Annotated in this window: 23 protein-coding genes; 16 read left to right on the top strand and 7 right to left on the bottom strand. The window is 39.0% G+C overall.

Annotated elements, in window-relative coordinates:
* Window positions 1-5: 5 nt before the first annotated feature.
* The 7 genes from WC080_01710 to WC080_01680 are packed head-to-tail and all read left to right on the top strand — an operon-like array spanning window position 6 to window position 6,374.
* Complete coding sequence (locus WC080_01710; GenBank protein MFA7243985.1) at window positions 6-1,244, top strand: aminoacyl--tRNA ligase-related protein; 1,239 nt, start codon at window positions 6-8, stop codon at window positions 1,242-1,244.
* On the top strand, window positions 1,241-2,503 hold the full coding sequence (locus WC080_01705; protein ID MFA7243984.1) for a GIY-YIG nuclease family protein: 1,263 nt from the start codon (window positions 1,241-1,243) through the stop codon (window positions 2,501-2,503). The genes WC080_01710 and WC080_01705 overlap by 4 nt, the downstream gene beginning before the upstream one ends.
* Window positions 2,500-3,528, top strand: coding sequence for a gluconeogenesis factor YvcK family protein (locus tag WC080_01700; protein MFA7243983.1), 1,029 nt, complete (start codon window positions 2,500-2,502; stop codon window positions 3,526-3,528). Before WC080_01705 ends, WC080_01700 begins: the two co-directional genes overlap by 4 nt.
* 19 nt (window positions 3,529-3,547) lie before the next feature.
* Complete coding sequence (tpiA, locus tag WC080_01695) at window positions 3,548-4,330, top strand: triose-phosphate isomerase (protein MFA7243982.1); 783 nt, start codon at window positions 3,548-3,550, stop codon at window positions 4,328-4,330.
* Window positions 4,311-5,309 (top strand): type I glyceraldehyde-3-phosphate dehydrogenase, encoded by a 999-nt coding sequence (gap, locus tag WC080_01690; protein MFA7243981.1) that lies wholly within the window; start codon window positions 4,311-4,313, stop codon window positions 5,307-5,309. Before tpiA ends, gap begins: the two co-directional genes overlap by 20 nt.
* Before the next feature lie 56 nt (window positions 5,310-5,365).
* Complete coding sequence (locus WC080_01685; GenBank protein ID MFA7243980.1) at window positions 5,366-5,599, top strand: HypC/HybG/HupF family hydrogenase formation chaperone; 234 nt, start codon at window positions 5,366-5,368, stop codon at window positions 5,597-5,599.
* Complete coding sequence (locus WC080_01680) at window positions 5,586-6,374, top strand: class I SAM-dependent methyltransferase (protein MFA7243979.1); 789 nt, start codon at window positions 5,586-5,588, stop codon at window positions 6,372-6,374. Before WC080_01685 ends, WC080_01680 begins: the two co-directional genes overlap by 14 nt.
* A gap of 54 nt (window positions 6,375-6,428) precedes the next feature.
* On the opposite strand, the gene WC080_01675 is transcribed toward WC080_01680, so the two are convergent.
* The 7 genes from WC080_01675 to WC080_01645 all read right to left on the bottom strand — a co-directional run bounded on the left by WC080_01675 (window position 6,429) and on the right by WC080_01645 (window position 12,952).
* The gene (locus WC080_01675) at window positions 6,429-7,232 is read right to left on the bottom strand and encodes an ABC transporter permease subunit (protein ID MFA7243978.1); all 804 of its coding nucleotides are present in this window, start codon (window positions 7,230-7,232) and stop codon (window positions 6,429-6,431) included.
* A 97-nt stretch (window positions 7,233-7,329) separates the two neighbouring features.
* Window positions 7,330-8,211: an ABC transporter ATP-binding protein gene (locus WC080_01670; protein ID MFA7243977.1), complete on the bottom strand. Its 882-nt coding sequence runs from the start codon at window positions 8,209-8,211 to the stop codon at window positions 7,330-7,332.
* Between the two features lie 106 nt (window positions 8,212-8,317).
* Entirely contained in the window at window positions 8,318-9,565 is a 1,248-nt protein-coding gene (locus tag WC080_01665) for a Ni/Fe hydrogenase subunit alpha (protein ID MFA7243976.1), read from the bottom strand.
* 22 nt (window positions 9,566-9,587) lie between these two features.
* Window positions 9,588-10,526 carry a hypothetical protein gene (locus WC080_01660; GenBank protein ID MFA7243975.1) on the bottom strand — a complete coding sequence of 313 codons (939 nt, stop codon included), beginning with the start codon at window positions 10,524-10,526 and terminating at the stop codon, window positions 9,588-9,590.
* A complete protein-coding gene (locus WC080_01655) occupies window positions 10,502-11,233 on the bottom strand; it encodes a hypothetical protein (GenBank protein MFA7243974.1) in 732 nt (243 codons plus the stop codon). The genes WC080_01660 and WC080_01655 overlap by 25 nt, the downstream gene beginning before the upstream one ends.
* Window positions 11,230-12,027 carry an FAD/NAD(P)-binding protein gene (locus tag WC080_01650; protein ID MFA7243973.1) on the bottom strand — a complete coding sequence of 266 codons (798 nt, stop codon included), beginning with the start codon at window positions 12,025-12,027 and terminating at the stop codon, window positions 11,230-11,232. The genes WC080_01655 and WC080_01650 overlap by 4 nt, the downstream gene beginning before the upstream one ends.
* Window positions 12,020-12,952: a 4Fe-4S dicluster domain-containing protein gene (locus tag WC080_01645; protein ID MFA7243972.1), complete on the bottom strand. Its 933-nt coding sequence runs from the start codon at window positions 12,950-12,952 to the stop codon at window positions 12,020-12,022. Before WC080_01645 ends, WC080_01650 begins: the two co-directional genes overlap by 8 nt.
* A gap of 161 nt (window positions 12,953-13,113) precedes the next feature.
* On the opposite strand from WC080_01645, the gene WC080_01640 reads away from it, so the two are divergent.
* The 9 genes from WC080_01640 (at window position 13,114) to WC080_01600 (ending at window position 21,335) form a co-directional block, all read left to right on the top strand.
* Window positions 13,114-14,271 (top strand): phosphoglycerate kinase, encoded by a 1,158-nt coding sequence (locus tag WC080_01640; GenBank protein ID MFA7243971.1) that lies wholly within the window; start codon window positions 13,114-13,116, stop codon window positions 14,269-14,271.
* The gene (locus tag WC080_01635) at window positions 14,271-15,113 is read left to right on the top strand and encodes a class II fructose-bisphosphate aldolase (GenBank protein MFA7243970.1); all 843 of its coding nucleotides are present in this window, start codon (window positions 14,271-14,273) and stop codon (window positions 15,111-15,113) included. The genes WC080_01640 and WC080_01635 overlap by 1 nt, the downstream gene beginning before the upstream one ends.
* Complete coding sequence (locus tag WC080_01630) at window positions 15,110-16,123, top strand: carbohydrate kinase family protein (GenBank protein MFA7243969.1); 1,014 nt, start codon at window positions 15,110-15,112, stop codon at window positions 16,121-16,123. The genes WC080_01635 and WC080_01630 overlap by 4 nt, the downstream gene beginning before the upstream one ends.
* 95 nt (window positions 16,124-16,218) lie before the next feature.
* Complete coding sequence (locus tag WC080_01625) at window positions 16,219-16,608, top strand: hypothetical protein (GenBank protein ID MFA7243968.1); 390 nt, start codon at window positions 16,219-16,221, stop codon at window positions 16,606-16,608.
* 72 nt (window positions 16,609-16,680) lie between these two features.
* On the top strand, window positions 16,681-17,532 hold the full coding sequence (locus tag WC080_01620; protein MFA7243967.1) for a sugar phosphate nucleotidyltransferase: 852 nt from the start codon (window positions 16,681-16,683) through the stop codon (window positions 17,530-17,532).
* Window positions 17,529-18,512 (top strand): hypothetical protein, encoded by a 984-nt coding sequence (locus tag WC080_01615; GenBank protein MFA7243966.1) that lies wholly within the window; start codon window positions 17,529-17,531, stop codon window positions 18,510-18,512. Before WC080_01620 ends, WC080_01615 begins: the two co-directional genes overlap by 4 nt.
* Window positions 18,513-18,565: 53 nt before the next feature.
* Window positions 18,566-18,718 (top strand): hypothetical protein, encoded by a 153-nt coding sequence (locus tag WC080_01610; GenBank protein MFA7243965.1) that lies wholly within the window; start codon window positions 18,566-18,568, stop codon window positions 18,716-18,718.
* A gap of 123 nt (window positions 18,719-18,841) precedes the next feature.
* Window positions 18,842-20,041, top strand: a complete 1,200-nt coding sequence (gene tig, locus WC080_01605) for a trigger factor (GenBank protein MFA7243964.1) — start codon at window positions 18,842-18,844, stop codon at window positions 20,039-20,041.
* Window positions 20,042-20,057: 16 nt separating this feature from the next.
* Window positions 20,058-21,335, top strand: coding sequence for an MFS transporter (locus tag WC080_01600; protein ID MFA7243963.1), 1,278 nt, complete (start codon window positions 20,058-20,060; stop codon window positions 21,333-21,335).
* Window positions 21,336-21,442 lie beyond the last annotated feature (107 nt).

Raw genomic sequence — 21,442 nt, 5'->3', positions numbered from 1 at the left:
GGGGAATGAAAAGATCTAAAAGCCTTATCAAAACTTATAAGGAAACTCCGGCTGATTCTGATTCGATAAATGCCTCTCTTTTAGCTCGCGGTGGTTTTGTTGAAAAACACATGGCGGGGGCGTATGCACTTCTTCCGCTTGGTTTCAGTGTTTATTCTAAAATTGAAAATATTATTCGAGATGAAATGAATAAGGTTGAGGGACAAGAGCTTCTAATGAATGTGCTTCAGCCAAGAGAATTATGGGAAGAAACTGGTCGCTGGAGTAAGATGTCTGAAGTGATGTATCAGTTTAAGGACTCAAGAAATAAGGAGATCGGTCTTGGCGCAACTCATGAAGAACAGATCATCGACATTGTGAGGCATCATATTTCTTCATACAAAGATTTGCCAATATCTCTTTATCAAATACAAACCAAGTTCAGGAATGAGCCGAGAGCTAAGTCAGGTCTCCTTCGTGGGCGAGAATTTATTATGAAAGATATGTATAGCTTTCATATTGATGAAGCAGATTTTGAAAAGTACTATCAAGAAGTGATCAAAGCGTATTTTAGAGCTTTTTCCCGATGTGGAATTGAGACCAAATTGGTCGAGGCTAGCGGTGGAGTATTCTCAGAATTTTCGCATGAATTTCAAGCTTTGGCGACTTCCGGTGAAGATACAATCTTTTATTGCAACAAGTGTGATTTTGCCCAAAACAGAGAAATTGCGAAAGTATCTGAGGGTGATAAATGCCCGAAATGCGATGGTAAAATTGTTATGGCCAATTCAATTGAAGTTGGTAATATTTTTCCTCTTTCAAATAAATATTCATCCCAAATGAATGCTAAAGTTCTGAACTCTGAGGGTAAAGAAGTGGCAATGATAATGGGTTGTTACGGCATTGGTCTAACACGCCTTTTGGGCACGGCTGTAGAATTATTTCACGATGATTATGGGATCATCTGGCCGAAAAACATTGCGCCATTCAGTGTCAATTTAATCTCTTTAAACAAAAATGAGGAAACAGAGAAGATTTACAAGGAGCTTCTTGACGCTGGAATTGAAGTGTTGTATGACGATAGAGAAGAAATCACTGCCGGCGAAAAGTTTGCCGACGCAGATCTGATTGGTTGTCCGATAACCATTGTTGTTTCTGAGCGATCTTTCAAATCCGGTGGAGTTGAGATAGCAAATCGCAAAAAAACAGAAAAGAAAATTATAAAAATAGATGAGGTTGTGAAATATATTAAGCAATTGAAATGAAGAGTTTACAGGATTATATAATTTACGCGCCAAAATCCCCGGGGGTATATCAGTTTCAGAATGCCGACGGGGATATTTTGTATGTGGGCAAAGCCAAAAATTTAAAAAGTAGGATAAAATCATATTTTTTAAAAGAGATTGGCCGTGGTCCGTCAATTGATCTAATGGTTTCAAACGCAAGAAAAATAATTTTCAAAGAAACCGAAAGTGAGATTGAGGCGGTAATTCTTGAAGCCGAGCTGATTAAAAAAATTAAGCCAAGATATAATATTCAGTTCAAGGATGATAAATCGTTTTTTGTAATTCATTTCACAAAAGAAGAATTTCCATGCGTTGGATTGAGAAGAATTAAAGATATACCGCACGAAGAGTTTGCTCGCGAGAAAAAAGCGGGCAGATTATTTGGCCCCTATCCAAATGGAATGGAACTTAAAAAATCATTGCGATATTTGAGGAAAATCTTTCCTTATCGCGATTGTTCAAAAACGAAATATAATCTGCAGGCCAAGAAATGCCGTGCTTGTATATATGGTGACATTCGTGTTTGCACTGCGCCCTGCGCCGATTGGGTAGATAAAAAACAATATAACAAAAACATCACATATCTTAAAAATTTTCTCCGTGGGAAGAAAGCCGAGGTTGAGCAAGCCCTTTACAAAGAAATGAAAGAATTGAGTCGGCAGAAGCGATATGAGGTTGCAGCGTTAACACGAAATCAGGTTGCTGCCCTTGACCATTTACGAGATGTGGCGCTGGGAATTCGGGATGATGTGTTTGATAGCACCAAAGTATATTTCAAAAGAATGGAATGTTTCGATATTTCCAATATTTCTGGCAGCTATGCGGTCGGCGCGATGAGTGTATTTATCTCTGGTAAAAAAGCGCCGGAAGAATATCGAAAATTTAAAATCAAAAATGTGAATGGTGCTAACGACATCGCGATGATGGCAGAAATTCTACGGCGCAGAATGAATAACAAATGGGGTGATCCTGATTTGGTAGTGATTGATGGCGGGGAAACACATCTTAAGGCTGCACTGAAAGTCCTTACGGAATCAGGTTTGCATGCCCCGATTATTTCAATTTCAAAGGGGCCAAAGCGTGACAAAGACGAGCTACACTTTCAGAATCATGATGTAAAAAGCTATATCGAAAAGACCCCCGGAATCAAAAACAACATTGTTGCATTGCGTGATGAGGCACACAGATTTGCAATTTCTTATTATCGAGACTTACATGCTAAAGGGATGATAAAATGAGAGAAAGCTTTTTCAAAACATGGTGGAGAAATCTCGTTTACGAGCCTAACGACCCTCGTCTTCTTGCTGGAAGTGATATTAAAATTGCCGCAATCGGTGGTGGCACGGGTTTATCCGTTTTATTATCCGGGCTTAAAAAATATTCTAATAACATTTCAGCAATTGTGGCTGTGACTGATGACGGCTCTTCCACGGGAGTAATCAGGAAAGAATTTGATATTTTGCCACCAGGAGATATCCGTAAATGTATTTCAGCGTTGGCGGAAGATGGAGAAATATTATCCAAAATATTGGAATATCGATTTCCTGGGAAAAATAAATCCTTATCAAACCATACGCTTGGAAATATTTGGATTGCAGCCCTAACTAAGCATCTAGGATCATTCGAACAGGCAATAGAGGCAACCTCCACGATTTTTCGCACGGCGGGAAAAATTTTACCAGCCACACTGGATAATATTAAAATTGGTGCTGTGTATGCTGGCGGAAAAAAAATTTTGGGGGAAGATAAGATTCCACAAGCTGGAAAAAAAATTAATATTGTCTTTTTAAATAAAGACAAAGTGAGGGCGTATGAAAAAGCGGTCCAGGCGATTAATGAGGCAGATTTGATCCTTTTGGGACCAGGGAGTTTGTATACTAGTGTAATTCCAAACCTGTTGATACCTGGAATTAAAAAAGCCATATTATCTAACAAAATAGCGCTGAAAATATATATTGCAAACATTTCAACCGAGAGAGGAGAGACAGAAAATTACTCTGTCTCTGATCACATTGCAGCAATAAAAAAACATGCCCCAGGCAAAATTTTTGATTATTGCTTAGTAAATAGCCATGTAATAAAGAAGTCAAAACAATCATCAAAACTTGGTGAAGTCTATAATATCACAACAGAAAACGAGAAAATATCTGGAGTGAAAATCTCTAGAGCGGATTTGGTTGATGAAAAAAAGCCTTTGTACCACGATAATACTAAATTGGCAAAGATGATTATTAAGCTATATAATAATGTAAGAGTGAAATAAGTTCTTAAAGCGAGGGAATATGAGACGGCCGATGGTTGTTGCGAACTGGAAGATGTATACGCGGGCATCTGATGCGTATATTTTAGCGACCTCAATCAGAAACTCTGTTGCCAGTCTTGATGGAGTCGAGGTCGTGGTCTGCCCGCCAGTGATCTGGCTTTCTGAACTATCAGAAATTTTGAAAAGAGACGGAAAGGTTAACCTAGGGGCCCAAAATATGTTTTATGAAGATGAGGGTCCTTACACCGGTGAAATCTCGCCGATTATGATTCGCGATGTTTGCAAATACGTAATTGTCGGACATTCGGAACGCCGGGCTCATTTTGGCGAGACAGATTTTGATGTTAATGAAAAAGTGTTAGCAGCCTTAAAACACGGATTGTCTCCAATCATTTGTGTTGGCGAGAAAACGAAAAGCGCCCCCCTGTCCGATGCTGCCGACCAGCTTGAAGAGGCCTTGACTCATGTTCCAAAAAACAAATACAAGGATATTGTTGTGGCTTACGAGCCCGTATGGGCAATTGGCAATCACAATGCCGCACCGGTCGAACATGCAGAAAAAGCAGTGGCCAAACTTCGCGAAGTGATATTCCGAGAAAGCCCAATTTTGTATGGTGGCAGCATAGACCATGAAAAAATATTAAATTTTGCTAAATCGCCGTTGATTGATGGAGTCTTGGTTGGCAGTGCCAGCCTTAGAGCAAGTGTATTTGTCGAAATCTGCCGCATTTGGGCAGCAAATAAAAGTTTTAAAGGTGACGTTGTTATCCCGAAGGAGGTGGATGCTGCGAGTAGCAATTAATGGCTTTGGACGGATCGGCCGGGCGGCGGCGAAGATAATTTTGGACCGGCCGAATGTTGAGCTTGTCGCTTTAAATGACCTGTGCCCGGCAGAAACCCAAGCCCATCTTTTAAAATACGACACATGCTACGGTATTTACGACCGGGAAGTTGGCTTTTCTGATAATGAGATTATCGTCAATAACAAGAAAATCCATTACCTTTCGGAGAAAAATCCGGGAGCTTTGCCATGGAAAGTACTTGATATCGATGTTGTCATCGAGTCGACCGGTATATTTTTGACTAATGATTTGGCAAAAGCCCATTTGGAAGCCGGCGCCAAAAAAGTTGTTTTGTCCGCGCCGGCAAAGGATGATTCGGTTCCGACTTTCGTGATCGGCGCTAATGCTGATAAATACGATGACGAGAGTATTGTCTCAAATGCTTCCTGTACAACCAATTGTATCGCGCCGGTGATGAAGGTGATTGAGGATGAATTTGGCGTTGAAAAATCAATGATGACAACGATTCATTCCTATACGGCTGACCAAAATTTGGTTGACGGTCCGCATAAAGACCTGCGCCGGGCTCGCGCTGCAGCCCAAAATATTGTTCCGACTACGACAGGTGCGGCAATAGCAGCGACTTTGACAATACCCAAGCTTAAGAATAAATTTGACGGCTTATCGATCCGTGTTCCATCCCCGGTGGTTTCGCTCTCTGATATCGTTGCGGTTCTTTCCAAAAAAGTTTCAGTCGATGATATTAATGAAGCACTTAAAAAGGCTGCAGATGGCAGCCACAAAGGAATAATTCAGGTTTCAGAAGAGCCGCTGGTATCAAGCGACCTTAAACAAAATCCATATTCATCGATAGTCGACCTACCATTAACATGCGTGATCGGTGGAGATCTTGTTAAAATAATTGCCTGGTATGACAACGAGTGGGGATACTCAGAGAGGCTTGTGGATATGGTGGAGCGGGTAACAAATTCAAAATAAATAATTCCAATTTTTTGATTTTTAAATTTTGATTTTTGATTTGGAGTGTAGTGACCATGTGTTTAGCAATACCTGGAAAAATCAAAGAAATCAAAGGGGCAATTGCCCTTTTTGATTATGAGGGTGAAGAATACAAGGCCGATATTTCTCTAGTTCAAAATCCTAAAGTCGGGGATTGGATTTTGATGCACGACGGCAGGGCACTTTCAAAAATCTCCGAAACCGAAGCAAAAGAGAACTTAAAATTTATAAAAACCCATAAAGAAATGGACCACCATGACACAGAATAATGCGATTTCTGCATATTTAGATCCTGAATTTGCGAGTTTTTGGAACGAAGCGACCGGAGATAATGGCGGGGTCTACAAACAATATGTGCTCAACCCGCAATTATTATCTGAGATTGGAACGTTAAACGGGAAGACGGTGGTTGATTTGGGGTGCGGCAACGGTTATTTCAGTTCGCAAATTGAGGGTCAGAACCCAGATCGACTAATTCTAATCGACATATCTCCCCATAATTTGGATTTTGCGAGAAAAAGAGTTCAGACCAATATAGCCGAATTTATTGAACAAGATGTTACCAAACCCTGGAAAATAAAACCGAATTCCGTAGATGTAATTTTTTCAGGTTTCTTGCTGAACGAACTCGAAGAGATTGACTTTGTTACGTCCCAGGCTTTTAAAACCTTGAAAAACGGAGGACGGTTTTTGTTTGCAATCACTCACCCTGTATGGGATCTCGTTACCTATTTGCGGGGACAAGCCGACGGGAAAGAGAGGACCATTCGGGGATCGAAAGGGTATTTTAGTAGGGGATACTCGAAATTTACAATGGACAACAGTAAGATTCGGGATGTTGATGTTGCTCAAAAATACCAAAAGGTTTACGAGATTGAACATTATCAACGGCCGATTTCTGATTATTTTAATTCTTTGATTAAAGCGGGGTTTGTGGTTGAAAAAATGTTAGAGCCGGAAGTAACCGCCGAACTTCTTGAAAAACAACCTAAGTTTCCAAAAACCTACCCGATCGGATTAGTTTTCGTTTCTAGGAAACCATAAAATATGGCGAACGGATAAATTTTATACGAATCGCCGATCTCGTTAACCAAATAGCTAGATATCTTTATTATTAAATATCAATATTGAACTAATTATTCCAACCACAAGAACTAAAAGCAAGAATTCGATCTGGTGCCAGTTTATGATGTGATCGGTCAAAAGTTTTTGTGGATTATACATATTAAACAATGTGTATTTTTCGATCTTTGCCAGTTTATCCACGATTTTCGAAAGAGCATTCAATATATACAAGCCCATGATAATAGATACCGTTATCGAGGCAACGGTGATTTTGCTGCGCAAGATGGAAGAAATCAAAACTGCTAACCCGTAAAATGCCCATAAGAATATTATCGCCACAAAAGCAAAAACGAAGATTCCCCGAGTGCTCATTGAAACATCGTATGCCTTTGCAAGAATATAGATACTGCCTGAAGTGGCAAATACCAAAAGTGCAGTGTTGAGGAGCCCGACGATTGTCTCACTGAGTAAAAGCTTAGCCCGAGAAATTGGCTGTGATAGCTGAAAATCCATTGTCCTTTTTTCGATTGCGCCAGCTATGGTTGATCCGGCGGACGAGCCGATATAAAAAGCGATAATTAGTATAAAAAACAGCGAAAGAAATTCTATAGATAAAAAACCTTCTACCGTTCCCATGCTTTCAATCCCGTTGGCGCCAAAAAACTTTAGAAATTCTTTGGGAAATTGGTTGTAAATACCGGCCAGATCTGCCGTCTTCATTGTTGGAAACATGGCGATCATCATCCAGGAGTAGGCGAGTAGGCCGCCAAAATAATATAGAAGTGAAATCGCTTGGTCAATAAATTTTCTGTACATTATTGCGATCATATTATCCATGTAATAACTTAAATGTTAAAACTTAAAACCATATTTTATCAAAACAATTATTTAACGACCCATCCTTAGATTTTACATTTTAGTTTCTAGCTATTAGTTATTTTTCGTAAAAATGCATAAATATTTCTTCAAGCGATGGTTCGGATATTTTAATGTCATCGATTGCAAATTTCGAAATGATTTTTATCAATTCGCCGTTATGGCCCTTGGTGATTAGGCGATAGCCATGATCAGTTTTTTCCGTCTTTTCGACGCCATCAATTTTCAAGGCCGAAAGAGGAATATCTGCGGTGGTTTCCAGATTTATTTCACGAATATTTTTTTCTTTAAATTTGTCGATGTCTTCAATCTGGAGCAGACGGCCATCCTTAATGATTCCGACTCGATCGCAAAGAAATTCAGCCTCATCCAAAATATGAGTTGAGAAAAAAGTTGTTGTTCTCCACTCCTTTGTTTCGGTGATAACCTTGTAAAATTCTTGCTGGTTTAAGGGGTCGAGCCCGCTTGTCGGTTCGTCTAGAATTAGGAGTTTCGGCTTGTGCATCAGGGCTAAAATTATTGCTAATTTTTGCTTATTGCCTTTGGAATACTGGGAAATCTTTTTCTTATCATCAAATTCAAAACGAGATTTTAAATCTTTAAGATATCTGTCATCAATTGTTTCCTTGAAGGATTTAAAATAATTAATACAGCTTTTACCGGTGAGATTTTCCGGCAAAAATATTTCTCCTGGCAAATAGCCGATATCTTGTTTAAGCTCCACACTATGGCGGTGGATATCTTTGCCAAAAATTTTTGCACTTCCCGCTGTTGGCCGAATTAAATCTAGCAAAAGCCTGATCGTTGTAGATTTGCCAGCGCCATTTGGCCCGATAAAACCAAATATTTCTCCTTCAATTACATCCAAATCAAGGCTTTTAATCCCGAGGGTTTTGCCATAATATTTTGTCAGTTTTTTGATTTCAATGATTGCATTCATAAATCGATTGCTAATATACTGATGGTTAATTTACTAATAATTCGTATATTTGCTATTGGTTCAGATTCGACCCGAACGGTCCCCTTTGGGGCTATTCATTTCTGTATTAATGTGTGGCGCAAGTGATGCATGGGTCATATGAACGAATAAGCATCTCAATCATTTCTGTTCTCTCTGTTTCGTCCAAGTCCTTGAGAAAGGGGCCGAGTTTTTTCATGTCATATTCCAATGCTGGCAGATTTTGTACGGTTGGCGTAACAATATCACACTTTTCAAGCATACCTTCTTTGTCAAATTTGTAGTAGTGAAACAGCGTTCCACGCGGTGCTTCGCAAGCAGCAACTCCTTCATCAATTTTTTTTGGTTCAACTATTGACTCTTCGGAAATACCCTCTTTAATTAATTTTTCAATTATCGCTTCTGATTTTACGATAAAATAATAGTTTTCAATTGCTTGGGCAATTATGTTACCGAATGGATTATCGGACAGCTCTTCACCTACACCAAGTTCCTTCAAACTTCCAATTTCTTTTTCCAATTGTTTCTTGTTGAGATTAATCCGGGCAATTGCGCCAACCATCATTTCTTTGCCCTTGAGCGTTCCAAATTTCGCACGATTATATGGCAGAATTTCTTCGTAAATATATTTTTTATAATCTTTTGCTTTAAAATTCTCACCGCTCGTGGTCTTGATTTCTCCGCCATAGAAAGCATATTCATTCAGGTCAGACAACGCCGAGTAAATTATCTTGCGGGAAATTTCAGGATAATTAAATGACTGAAAAAGCTTTAATGTTTTAATCCCAAGATCGGTCATCTTTTTACTTTCTTCCAGTAATTTCCGTAATTCAGAAATTTCCGGAAATTTTTTGAAACCGCCAGGTACGTTCGAAACCGGATGAACTGCCCTGCCTCCGATTATCTCAATAATACTATCGGCATATGATTTTAGGGCAACTGCATCGGCAAAAATATCCGGGTGCTTTTTTTGAAGCTCGAAAGAGGAAGACATTCCCATGAAATCGGGAAGAACCAGAAGGTATAGATGAAGCGAGTGGCTCTGAACCATCTGGCCACAGAGCATTAGTTTCCGCAGTGTTTCTACTTGTTCGGAAACCTTGATATCGAGAGCATTTTCCACAGCTTTGGTTGAGGTAACATTGTGAATTACGGGGCATATACCACAGATGCGAGAGGTAATTACTGGTACTTCCATATAGCTGCGCCCGAATAATATTTTTTCAACAAACCGATCTCCATCAAGGCCAATAATTCTGGCCTTGTCAACTTTTCCGGCACGAAGATGGGCGTAAAAAGTAGCGTGTCCTTCAATTTTGGGAACTGATGAACTCATGATCTATCTCCTGAAATTTTAGCTATATTTTATCAAGCAATGACTGATAATTATCATACTCGCTCTCAAGAAAGCGTTCGCATTTTTCTTTAGACGAATTCCATCCATTATCGCTAATTCTATATCTCAAATCTTCCATATATCTTGCTACAGCGGCGACATAAAGCCAGCGATTTATCTGGCGGTCTGTAAAGCCCTTGCAGACATCTGATTTTGATTTGTATAGTTCTAATTGGTTTTTATTGTTTAACAAAAAAGGAGCAAGATCAAACAAAAATGGCCCATATCCATAAGAAGATCCCCAATCAACCAATTTTTGTGGATTTCCAATGATGTTGTCCTGCTTGAAATCGTGATGTTGCCTCGCAAACGGCATGTTTGAAAAATCATCAAATATTTTTTGCTTATCTTTCTTCAAAAAAGATACCAACTCGAAGTGTTTTTTTACGATTGGCAAATTAGTTTTTGACAAGTCATCAAGTGTTTCCAATCCATATAAAAAATTTTCTGTTATTTGATTTCGGAAAAAACCACCATCAGTTTCGCTAAAATTCGAAATACCAAATATTTCTTTTTCTTTGAGGAAACTAATATTATTCATCAAATTTTGCATTTGGGTAAAACCTAGCAGAAGATTGTCCTGAATCTCCCAAGATTGCAGTGCGTCACCCTCAATAAATTCGGAGACGAGGATATTTTTATCGAGTAGATCAAGATATAAGATTTTGGGATAGAAATCTAGATCAATCATATCTAATATTTTGAGAATATTTGCCTCGTTGTCTTTGATCTCTTTTACAAAAAAACTCGAATTGTGGCTTTTAATTTTATATTTATGATTACTTACTATACCGGCATTAATTTTTACGACATCAGGGTCGTCAAAATCTTTAAATTCTATTTTACTTGCTAGTATTTTCTTTAATTCTTCAAATTTCATTGTCTGTCCTGATCTTTCCATTCTTGTTCCAGGTCTCCATATATGGTAAGGAGATTATTCGTTTTGTCTTCTCCGATCATCGGGTTTAGTATTTCTTTAATTTTATTAAAATTCGTTTGATCTAACGCACCGCGGCACCCAAGACACAATTCTCCACCATTTATACAAACACTATCACATCCTCCCCGGGTGATCGGGCCCAGGCAGGGTCTGCCATTTTTTATCAAGCATTCATTTTCATTTTTTCTACATTCGAAACATACGGCATAATCCTTCGGCCGAAATTTTTTGCCCCAATATGTGTCAAGAAGGGCGGCCACTGCCTCCTTGTGGGAAATCGGGCAGCCAGGAATAACCAAATCTACTTTTATTATGTCACTAATTTTTTTAACTTTTTCTTTTCCGATGTATTTTTTAGGTAAGCGATTTCGCTCTGATTGAATACCGCCTAAATGTGCACAAGCGCCAATTGAAACAACTGCTTTCGATACTTTTCTTATCTTTTTCAAATGCTCAAGTTCCCGAGTTGACTCGGGTGTTCCCTCAACAAGCGAAACATCAAAAAAGCATTCGTCATTTTCTTCTTGCCCGAGGCGAAAACTTTTTATTTCATAAAATCTTGTGATTTTTTCAAAACCAACAAAGTCCTTTAACAGCGAAAATTGGCAACCTTCGCAACAAGTGAGAGAAAAAATTCCTAGTGTTTTTTTGGGGAATATTGCATTCATTTTTCTAACTCCGGTGCTATTTTGCTCCAGGTAAATATGGGGCCATCCTCACAAACTTTATACTTGCCTATAGTACAATGTTGGCAAAAACCGATCCCGCATTCCATTCTTCGCTCGAAAGAAACGTAAATATTTTTCGGATTAATTTTTTTTTGTAATAGAACATCGACGCAGGGGCGAAACATAATTTCCGGACCACATAGAAATACATTGATATTTGGACTCAGATTTGTGTTTTTAATCAAGTCGGTGATCATACAATTTTCACCCCACCAATCTCTGTCGGTTTTTTCGACCGCAACCTTGAAATAGCTTATTTTCTTTTTGTAACGCAAAAGATCCTGTTCAAACATGACGTGGTGCGGAGTTTTAAATCCGGCGAGAAAGTAGATTTTCCCAAAATTACCTCGATATTTCACCAGTTCATCCATAAGCGGCATAAGCGGGATGATTCCGATGCCGCCGGAAATCAGCAAAATATCTTTTTCCAATGTTTTGCCGATTGGCCATCCGTGCCCATATGGCCCTCGAACAAACATCGAATCACCCGGTACCTTTTCAGATATTTTTTCGGTCGTATTTCCGGCTCTGCGAACGCAAAGTTCAAAATATGTTTTTTCATCTTTTTTAGAGCAGGGAACCAGAGTCACTTCTCCGATATGGGGAAATTTTACCTGGACAAATTGCCCTGGATCAAATTTCAATTTTCCTCTAAGTCGAAACAGAAATGTATCTGGAGCAACTTCAGTTTTGTTAGTAATTTTATATTCACGATATGAAAAAGGGCTATTCATCACTTTTTTCGCCTAACTTTTCAATTGATAAAAGAATATTTTTAATATTTAAATTTGCAGGGCAAGCCTTGATACATCGTCCACATCCGACGCAAAGATAAGGGGAGCGGACAAATTTGTGATGATACCAATTATATAGCCGGTCAACATTTTGAGGCCGTAAATCAGCTCTATTTTGTACTTCGGAAAATTCTTTTGCAAAGCAAGAATCCCAATTTATGCAAGATTTGCAGCTGCCATCTAAATTATTTTTCTCTTCTTGTCTAAAACAATAACAAAGCGGGCAAACAGCTGTGCAGGCGCCACAACCAAAGCAGTTATTTGCAATCTTGTTCCATAAGTCATCAAATTGGCCGCGTTTTTCAATCAGTTTTGTTATTTCTTCCTTGGACAATTTGTTTAGGGACTTATGGGTAACTGGGCGCAGGTTTAATTTGTGATCAGGCATTAGCGCTAATTTTTTTAAAATTTTTTCTCCAGCAGCTGTCCCTGAGAATGCATCGTACCCACTGCTATTTTTTTGAATATAAATATCAAAACCTGATCGCTTATCAGTACCGAAAAATTCACAAAAACAAGCATCGTCTGGCTTACATTCAGATGCAATCAGCAACAGATCATCTCGATCCGGTACTAATCCAGAATCTCTTAATTTGTAAATTAAATGATGGATGGCCGAGACATCACACAGGGGCATGCCAACGAAAGCAATCTTTTTATTGAGATCTTCCGAAATTATCTGTTGGTCTTCAAACAAGACTTTTTTGGGTGGCATTTGTGATCTGCCGTTTATCCAGATTAAATCTGATGCAATTTCAATTCTAGAAAATTTTTTGCTTTTTTTGGAAACGCCATAAATTTCATAATACTTATTTATTATGCTAAATATATGGTTTAAATGATGATCTTTAAGCCTGTAAGGCAAAACCCCTCCGTCAATCAGAGATAAAAATTATAAATCTGATTTTAAATCGCAATATTTTGAACGCACATTAATTTTATCAAAACGAACAGAACTCCGCCATGATCTATTTACGGTAAAAATTTACAATGGTAAAATATGGTTAATTGTAAAAGTGAGGGAATATGGTTAGCGTTAGGGATGCAAACGTTAGTGGAAAGCGGATTTTTGTTCGCGTCGATTATAATGTACCGATTAAAGACGGTAAGATTTTAGATAACAATAGAATTGTTGAATCTCTTTCAACTCTCCAGTATTTACTTGAAAGAAGGACTAAGATTATCATTGCCACTCATCTGGGAAAGCCGGCTGGAGAAATTATTCCAGAACTTTCTACCATCCCGCTCGCCTCTGAGCTTGCAAAGCTATTAAAACGGAAAGTGTATGCGACAGATCACATAATTCACCCCTTGGTCGCCAAAAAAATATCAGAGATGACTTTTGGTGATATTTTTATGTTGGGCAATCTGCGATGGCACAGAGAAGAAGAAGCCAACAATGAAAGATTTGGGGAAGAACTTGCAAGCTACGCAGATATTTATGTTAATGATGCTTTCGGGGTAAGCCATAGGGCCCATGCTTCAGTAGATGCGATTACCAATTATCTTCCAAGCTATGCCGGATTTCTGATTGAGTCTGAGAAAACAACTCTTGATATTTTGATACAAAATCCACAAAAGCCTTATAAGATTGTTTTGGGCGGAGCAAAAGTCAAGGATAAAGCCGCTTTGATAAATAATCTGGCAGGACAAGCGGACAAAATTTTAATTGGAGGGGCTATTGCCAATACTTTTCTTGCGGCGTCTGGCCAAGACGTAAGTGATTCATTATATGAAAGGGAAATGTTTGAAACCTGTGAGGATATTCTATCGAGATATCAAGATAAAATTGTTTTACCGGTAGATCAGGCTAGGGAAAATTCTGATGGTGGCCGTTTCAAAATCATGGATATCGGCCCGGAAACAATTGCTAAATTTGAGGCTGAAATAGCGACTGCTGCTACGACGTTCTGGAACGGAAATCTGGGACACTCGGAAGACGAACGATATGAGACTGGAACAAGGAGAATTGCAGAGGCAATTTCCAAAAACAAAGGGACTACCATTGTTGCGGGCGGAGATACGGTTGGGTTTATCGATGCAAACAATCTTCGTGGCGATATTAATTTCATTTCAACAGGCGGTGGTGCAACTCTTTCATACCTTGCTGGTGAAAAGATGCCGGGCTTGATTGCACTTGACAACAATAAATTTGTGAGCAATATCAAGACAAGCGTAATTTGATGCCATTATTAAATCTCAAAGAAGCATATCAAGGAGCCAAAAACGATGGCTATGCCATAGGTGCTTTTAATGTATATAATCTCGAAACAGTACAAGTAGTCGTAGCTGCTGCAAAAAAAATGAATTCACCAGTAATTATTCAGACTACGCCAAGCGCAATCGATTATGCCGGGCTTCCTGAACTATTTGGAATAATAAAAAGCGAACTGGACAGCCAAGATGTTTTTGCCGCAATTCACCTTGATCATGCGCGTGATTTTGGAATAGTCAAGGAGTGCATCGATATCGGATATAATTCTGTAATGATTGATGCTTCAAAACTGCCATATGAATCAAATATCGCTTTAACTAAAAAAGTTGTTTCGTATGCGAAAGAATTTGATGTAGATGTGGAAGCGGAACTGGGTGTAATTTCGCGCGAAGAGGGTGGAGAATTATCGAACAAAAGTTCATATACCCATCCTGATTTAGCTAGTGATTTTATTAATCGAACCGGGATTACTTCATTAGCAGTTTCTGTAGGCAATGAACATGGTGCACCGAGGGGTGAAAAGTTAGATATTTCACTTTTGTCAAAAATCGCCCATGCTAGTTCTGTTCCAATTGTGATCCATGGTGCATCGGGCCTTTCACAGAAGGACATAAAAGCTGCTATAGCAGCGGGTGCGGTCAAATTTAATATTGATACCAAAATACGCAAGGCGTTCTTGTCCAGCGCCTCAAAGAATATCGATATCAGCGATGATCCAAGAGATGTCTTCAATGAAGTGAAGGCTGATATTGAAAAATTAGTCTGTGATTACATAACATTATTTGGTTCAAGAAATAAAGCAAAAGTATGACAAAGTATGATATTGTCACAATTGGGGATGCTTCAGAGGATATTTTTGTTAAGCCTCATACTTTTGATATTGAAAGCAGCCGGAGATATGCCTCGGGCAAATCTGTTTCTTTTGAACTGGGGGAAAAAATTTCTTTAGAACATGCATTTTATGATATTGGCGGTTCAGCATGCAACACTGCTGTTTCGTTCAATCGCCTTGGATATAACACTGCAATTATTACTGCTATTGGAGACGATTCTCCTTCTGAAAAAATACTGGAAAGGCTTAGGATTGAGGGTGTAGACGAAGCGCAGGTCATTAAAAAACATGATGTCCAAACAAATTTTTCAATCATTTTTAATCTTGGGGACGAAAGAACAATTTTTGTTTGCCACGGGGTTTCAGATTACTCAGTGCTGAAGCCTAAAAAAAATTTAAAAACTAAATGGTTTTTTGTTTGCCCGATGGGGGAAAACACCGAAGAAGTTGAAAAGGATCTAATATCTATGGCTTCTGAGAAGGGAACAAAAATTGCATGGAATCCTGGTTCTTTGCAAATCGAAAAGGGTGTTTCGAAATACAGGGCATTATTAAAATGTGTTTCGATATTGATTTTGAATCGTGAAGAAGCAATAAAATTTTCCAATTATCCTGTGCGGCCGCGGGTTGAAGAAATTGCCAAATCGCTTCATGCTCTTGGGCCAAGAATAATTATCGTAACCGATGGAAAAGAAGGCGCTTACGCATTTGATGGGGTTCGGTCATATCGAATCGAAGCAATGAATCGAGAAAGAGTGGATGCGACTGGAGCGGGTGATAGTTTTGCATCAGCTTTTGTTGCGAAATTTTTAGATTCAAAAGACGCGGATTTTTCCGATCAATACAAGATATCTGAAGCACTCAAAGCAGGTATAGTAAATTCTACTTCCGTTGTCAGAATAATTGGAGCACAAGGGGGGTTGTTGCCCAAATCGGAGCTTGAGGCGCAAGTAGCTGAAAATCCACGCATGGTTGTCGAGATTTATTAATAAGGGTATATTCTAAATATTAAAACAAAAACAAACAGCTGTTTGTTTTTGTTTTAATTAGGTGGCCAAAAATATTAAGGCACTTTAGGAGTTTCATGAGGCATTTAGCGATTTTTGTTGGTGATGCTATAGAAAATATCCTGGTTGGAAAAAAAACAATCGAGTCACGATTTTCAATTCATAAAATTGCCCCTTACGGATCTGTTGCAAAAGAAGATGAAATTTATCTTAAAAAATCAGGTGGCGGTATTGTTGGACGAGTTTTTGTAGATAATGTTTTGTATTACGAAAATTTTGGATCGAAAGGTCTTTCGGAATTTCGTAAAATGTATTCTGATGACTTATGTGTCGATGAAAAATTTTGGGAAGAAAAGAAAAAAGCAAATTTTGTTTCTCTGATATTTTTGAAAGATCCTGAACGTTTTGTTGCCTGCGTTAAATACAAGAAACAGGATCGGCGACCCTGGGTAATCATGTCGGACTAAGCTATTTCAATCAATTTGATCTATTTTTATATATCGTATATTATCGTATATGAATAATTTTTAAGGAGTTCTATGGAACGAGAAAAGTTAACCGTCACCATTAAAAAAGACCTATTTTCAAAGATTGATGCAATAATCGATGGTAAAAAAATCAGAAATCGATCGCATGCGACAGAATATCTTATCGAAAATGGCCTTGGCATAAACCAAATCAAAAAAGCAATTCTTCTCGTTGGGGGCGAGGGGACAAGGCTTCGGCCATTTACTTATGAATTACCAAAGGCGCTTTTGCCAGTTGCTGGAAAGCCAATGGTGGAACATGTGATAGACCTTCTGCGCTCACATGGTGTTACCGAAATCTGTCTGGCATTGGGTTATAAGGGGGAGATGATCAAGGATTACTTCAAAGATGGCACAAAATTTGGCGTCAGGATAAATTATGTTGAAGAAAGATCCCCACTAGGAACAGCAGGACCATTGCGATTGGCAAAAAAATTTCTAAATGAAACCTTCTTTATTGTTTGGGGGGATGTGCTTTCGGAAATTGATCTTTCGGATTTTATGCATTTTCATCGAAATAATGAAGGATTAGCTACAATTGCACTCACACCGGTTGAGGACCCGAGCCGTTTTGGGGTTGCATCACTTACCGGCAGCCGAATAACCGGTTTTGTCGAAAAACCAAAGAGATCAGAAGCACCAAGTAATCTTGCTAATGCGGGTATGGCTATAATGGAACCAGAAGTGATCGATAAATATGTTCCCCAAAAGGGGAAGGCAATGGTTGAATATGACATATATCCAAAGTTGGCGGAGGAGGGGAAATTATTTGGTTACCCCTTCTTTAGCCAGTGGCTTGATACGGGTACCTATGAATCATACGAAAAGGCGATTAAGGAATGGAAGAAATCCAGGAGGAAATGATGAAAAGGGTAACTCTGTTCGTGCCAGTTCGTGCAGATATTGCCGGCGGTTCTACAGATATTAGCTACTACCTTAAGAAACTTAAAGCGGATCGTGGCTCGGTTGTAAATATTGCCTTACCGGTACAAGTCAAAGTTGAAGCGAAACTGAATGGCGGCAAGGGTATTAAACTCGAACTTCCTGATTTGGGCGAGAAAATCGAAGGGAGTATTGAAGATCTTATCAAACAAGAAAAAAATAATGTTAGCCAGATTGTCCGACATTTTATTTCGTTATTTAACCTAAAGCCGGATGGATTGGAAATAAAAGTTACCAGTGTTGGCATCATTCCGTCTGCTTCTGGCCTAGGCACTTCTTCGGCGGTAGGGGTTGGAGTGATCATGGCACTTTCCGAACTTTATGAAATTCCCGGTGTAAATGTTCCCGAATTGAACTATTTGGTTGAAATGTCGATGGGAATTTTAGGAGGCAAGCAAGATTATTATGCTGCGTGGCACGGAGGAATGAACTACATGACTTTTGGTGGTCCTGGATATGGAGAAGCGAAGATGATTGACCATAGAGAAGAAAACTCTCCGTTATATAACTGGGTGTTGAATCATATTCTGGTATATTACAGCGGTGAATCGAGATCATCAGGAAAACTAAACTCTCAAATGAGATCTGGATATGAAAAAAATCCATTATTAATTAAGAAGATTGCCAAAAATGCGGAAGATATTTGGCGAGGGATCTTGGGGAAAGACCTATCTATGCTCAAAACAGGAATCGCCAATGATAGGAATTTGCGCCTAGATCTATCAAGTGCATATTATACAAAAAACATGAAAATGATGGCTAAAATTGCGGAAAAATACGGATATTCCCACCGTGCTTGTGGTGCTGGGGGAGGAGGATGTTTGCTTTTCTGCGGTGATAAAAGCAATAAAAAGCTTCTGCTTTCTGAATTAAAAAAATTTGGTGGATATAGCGTATATTGATCTAAAGTGATATATAAAATGCAAGAGGGAATCAAGGACCAGGAGGTAGTTTTATGTGTGGTTATGCCGGCGATTACCAGGTAGCTTCGGACTCAGTACCCGATGTGCCGTTTGCCGACCTGTTGATCATCCTGAATGATGCCCGCAAACGGGCTAAGCCAGTCACCTACGACCCCGACAACGATCCGGCCAACTGGCCCGGATAACGTCCCACACCCTCTGCTGCCGTCGGTAGCACAGGCGGTTCCGCCTGTGCTACCAGACTTTCAATCCTAGTCTTAATATGATAATCTATACGAGTAAATTATTATTTTATTGTTGGGAATATTATGAAGGTAAAACTTGAAAATCTTAAAAACAGCCGAGTGAAACTAGAAGTTCTAGTTGAACCCAAAGAGCTTGCAAAATATTTTCGTGAAGCTTACGAAAAAGTTGCATCCGGAATGAAGCTTGATGGATTCCGCCCCGGCAAGGCCCCGTACAAAATTGTAGAATCTGCAGCTGGCCACAATCGCCTCATTTCTGAAGGGATTGATTGTGCTGTAAGGGGAAGTTATCCGGAAGTGGTTGCAAGCGAAAAAATTATGCCACTATCGCAGCCAGATATCAAAATTACAAAATCTCCGAACTTTTCGATCGATGAACTAGATATTAAGGACAATTTGGAATATACTGCCGAAATTGATGTTATGCCCAAAATTGAGCTTGGGGATTATTCGAAACTAAAAGTGAAAGCACCAAAAAAAGAAGAACCAAAAGAAACTGATGTCGAAAAAATTTTAGAACATTTGCGCAAACAAAAAGCAACATTTAAGGATGCTGAACGCTCGGCAAAAAAGGGAGATCGGGCAGAAATTTCATATGAAGGTTTTAAGAAGGGCGTTAAAGTTGATGCAATGTGCTCAAAAAATCACCCGATCATTTTGGGCGAAGGAAATCTGATTCCGGGATTTGAGGATGAAGTTGTGGGGATGAAAAAGGGTGAAGAAAAAACCTTTAAAATCAAATTTCCGAAAGATTATCACGAGAAAACACTTTCCGGCAAGGAAGCAGAATTCAATGTTAAACTTGAAGACCTCAAAGAGGTCATCCTTCCCGAACTCGACGACAAATTTGCAGAACATTATGGGCACAAGAAATTTTCCGAATTAAAATCGGCTGTCATGGATAGCCTCAAAAAAGAAACTGATGCGAAATACAAAAACGAGCTTGAGCTTTCAGTAATCGAAAAAGTATTACCTCTTCTCAAAGTTGACATTCCCGAGATATTGATTATCCAGGAAACAGAAAGAATGATAGAACATTTTCGCGGACAAGTAGAATCTTCGGGAATGAGTTTCGAAAAATATCTGGAAAATATGAAGAAAAAAATTGATGATATTCGCAAAGATATGCGCGAACAGGCTACCAAAAATGTTAAAATTGGTCTCATGTTAGGTAAAATTATTCAAGACCAAAAAATTGATTCGAGTAAGGAAGATGCGGGAGCAAAGGCTCTTGACCACCTGGTAAAAACTTTGACGAAATAACAAACGCGGAGGGTCCGTGTCATCTACATTTGTAAGTGTGCTTAAATACAAAGATTTTTTCAAACTCTGGACTTCGCAATGGACTTCGCAGGTTGCTCTAAATATGTTGAATTTTGCATTGATCTTGCATATTTATCAGCTTACAAATTCGACGACCGCAATTTCACTCGTATTAATTGCTTCTGCAATACCATCGGTTCTTCTCGGGCCTTTTTCCGGAGTTTTTGCGGATAGGTTCAATTATAAGAAAATTTTGATACTTACCAATTTTCTAAGATTTGTTGCTGTAGTTCTTCTAATCTTTGCCCAAAGCAACGTTTTGGCTCTCTTGGAAATTATATTTATAATTTCTTCTGTTGCACAATTTTTTTCTCCGGCCGAGCAAGCCTCAATTCCACTCATAGTGCCTAAGGAGAAATTGATCGCAGCGAATTCATTAATTGTAACGACAACATATGCAACGCTTCTGGTCGGCTATTCGCTGGCTGGTCCGATAATGAGAGTTAGTTCTCCCTTATTTTTGTTTCTGATCTGCGGCTTGTTTTATCTGATTGCAACCCTTTCAGTGAATAGGATGACAAACTATGATTTGAAAGAAACCAAGCCAATATCTCTCTCAACTCTCGCACCGGACATTGAAAGTATCTGGAAATCGACTAAAGAGGGAATAGCGTATAGCTTAAAAAATCGCCAGATTTTTAGAATGATGGCTAAACTTACCGTCGGCTGGGTCGCACTGGGCTCTTTTGTGGTCTTGTTGCCAGGTTTCGGAACGAGCGTCCTATCCTTACCGGCAGAATTGGTTGGTCCTTATGTTATTGCTCCTGCGGGTATCGGAATGATAATTGCGGCATATATCCTTGAGAGACGGCGAAAATTTAATTTTGATTTTAGTACTAATTGGCCTTTCCTTGCTGTGGGTTTGGCTCTGCTAATGTTTTCAGGATTCAAATTTTATCACACTTTCATTTTCTCGAGATTGATTGTAACTCTGCTTGTTATTGCTCTGGGGTTTGGCTGTTCCATTATTTATATCTCAGCACAGACATTCCTTCATATTAAAACGGAAGGACATTTCCGAGGAAGAGTGTTTGGTATTGTTTCTATGCTTATCAATCTTGCGATGTCGATCCCTGCTCTCGCAGTAGGAGGAATATCGGATGCGACTTCTCCATTTGTAGCAATGGTCGCCCTGTCGATATTCATTTTGTCTTTCGGAATCTTCATAAGCTTGCGCTACAATCAGTATTCTGAGGCTAAAAAATCTGTATCAATGATGGATTTTATCGCTTAAACAATTATTATCCAAGAACCGGAAAAAGCTATCGACGAAAAGTATCTGAATGATATCCGTGCCGCGCGGTTTCGCCCTTGTGTAATCGGGGCGATAATTTTCAATGG

Source organism: Patescibacteria group bacterium (assembly GCA_041674405.1).
Lineage (GTDB): Bacteria > Patescibacteriota > UBA1384 > XYA2-FULL-43-10 > XYA2-FULL-43-10 > JBAYVT01.
Note: the sequence above shows the minus strand (reverse complement) of the source record. Positions and strands in the feature narration are given on the sequence as shown.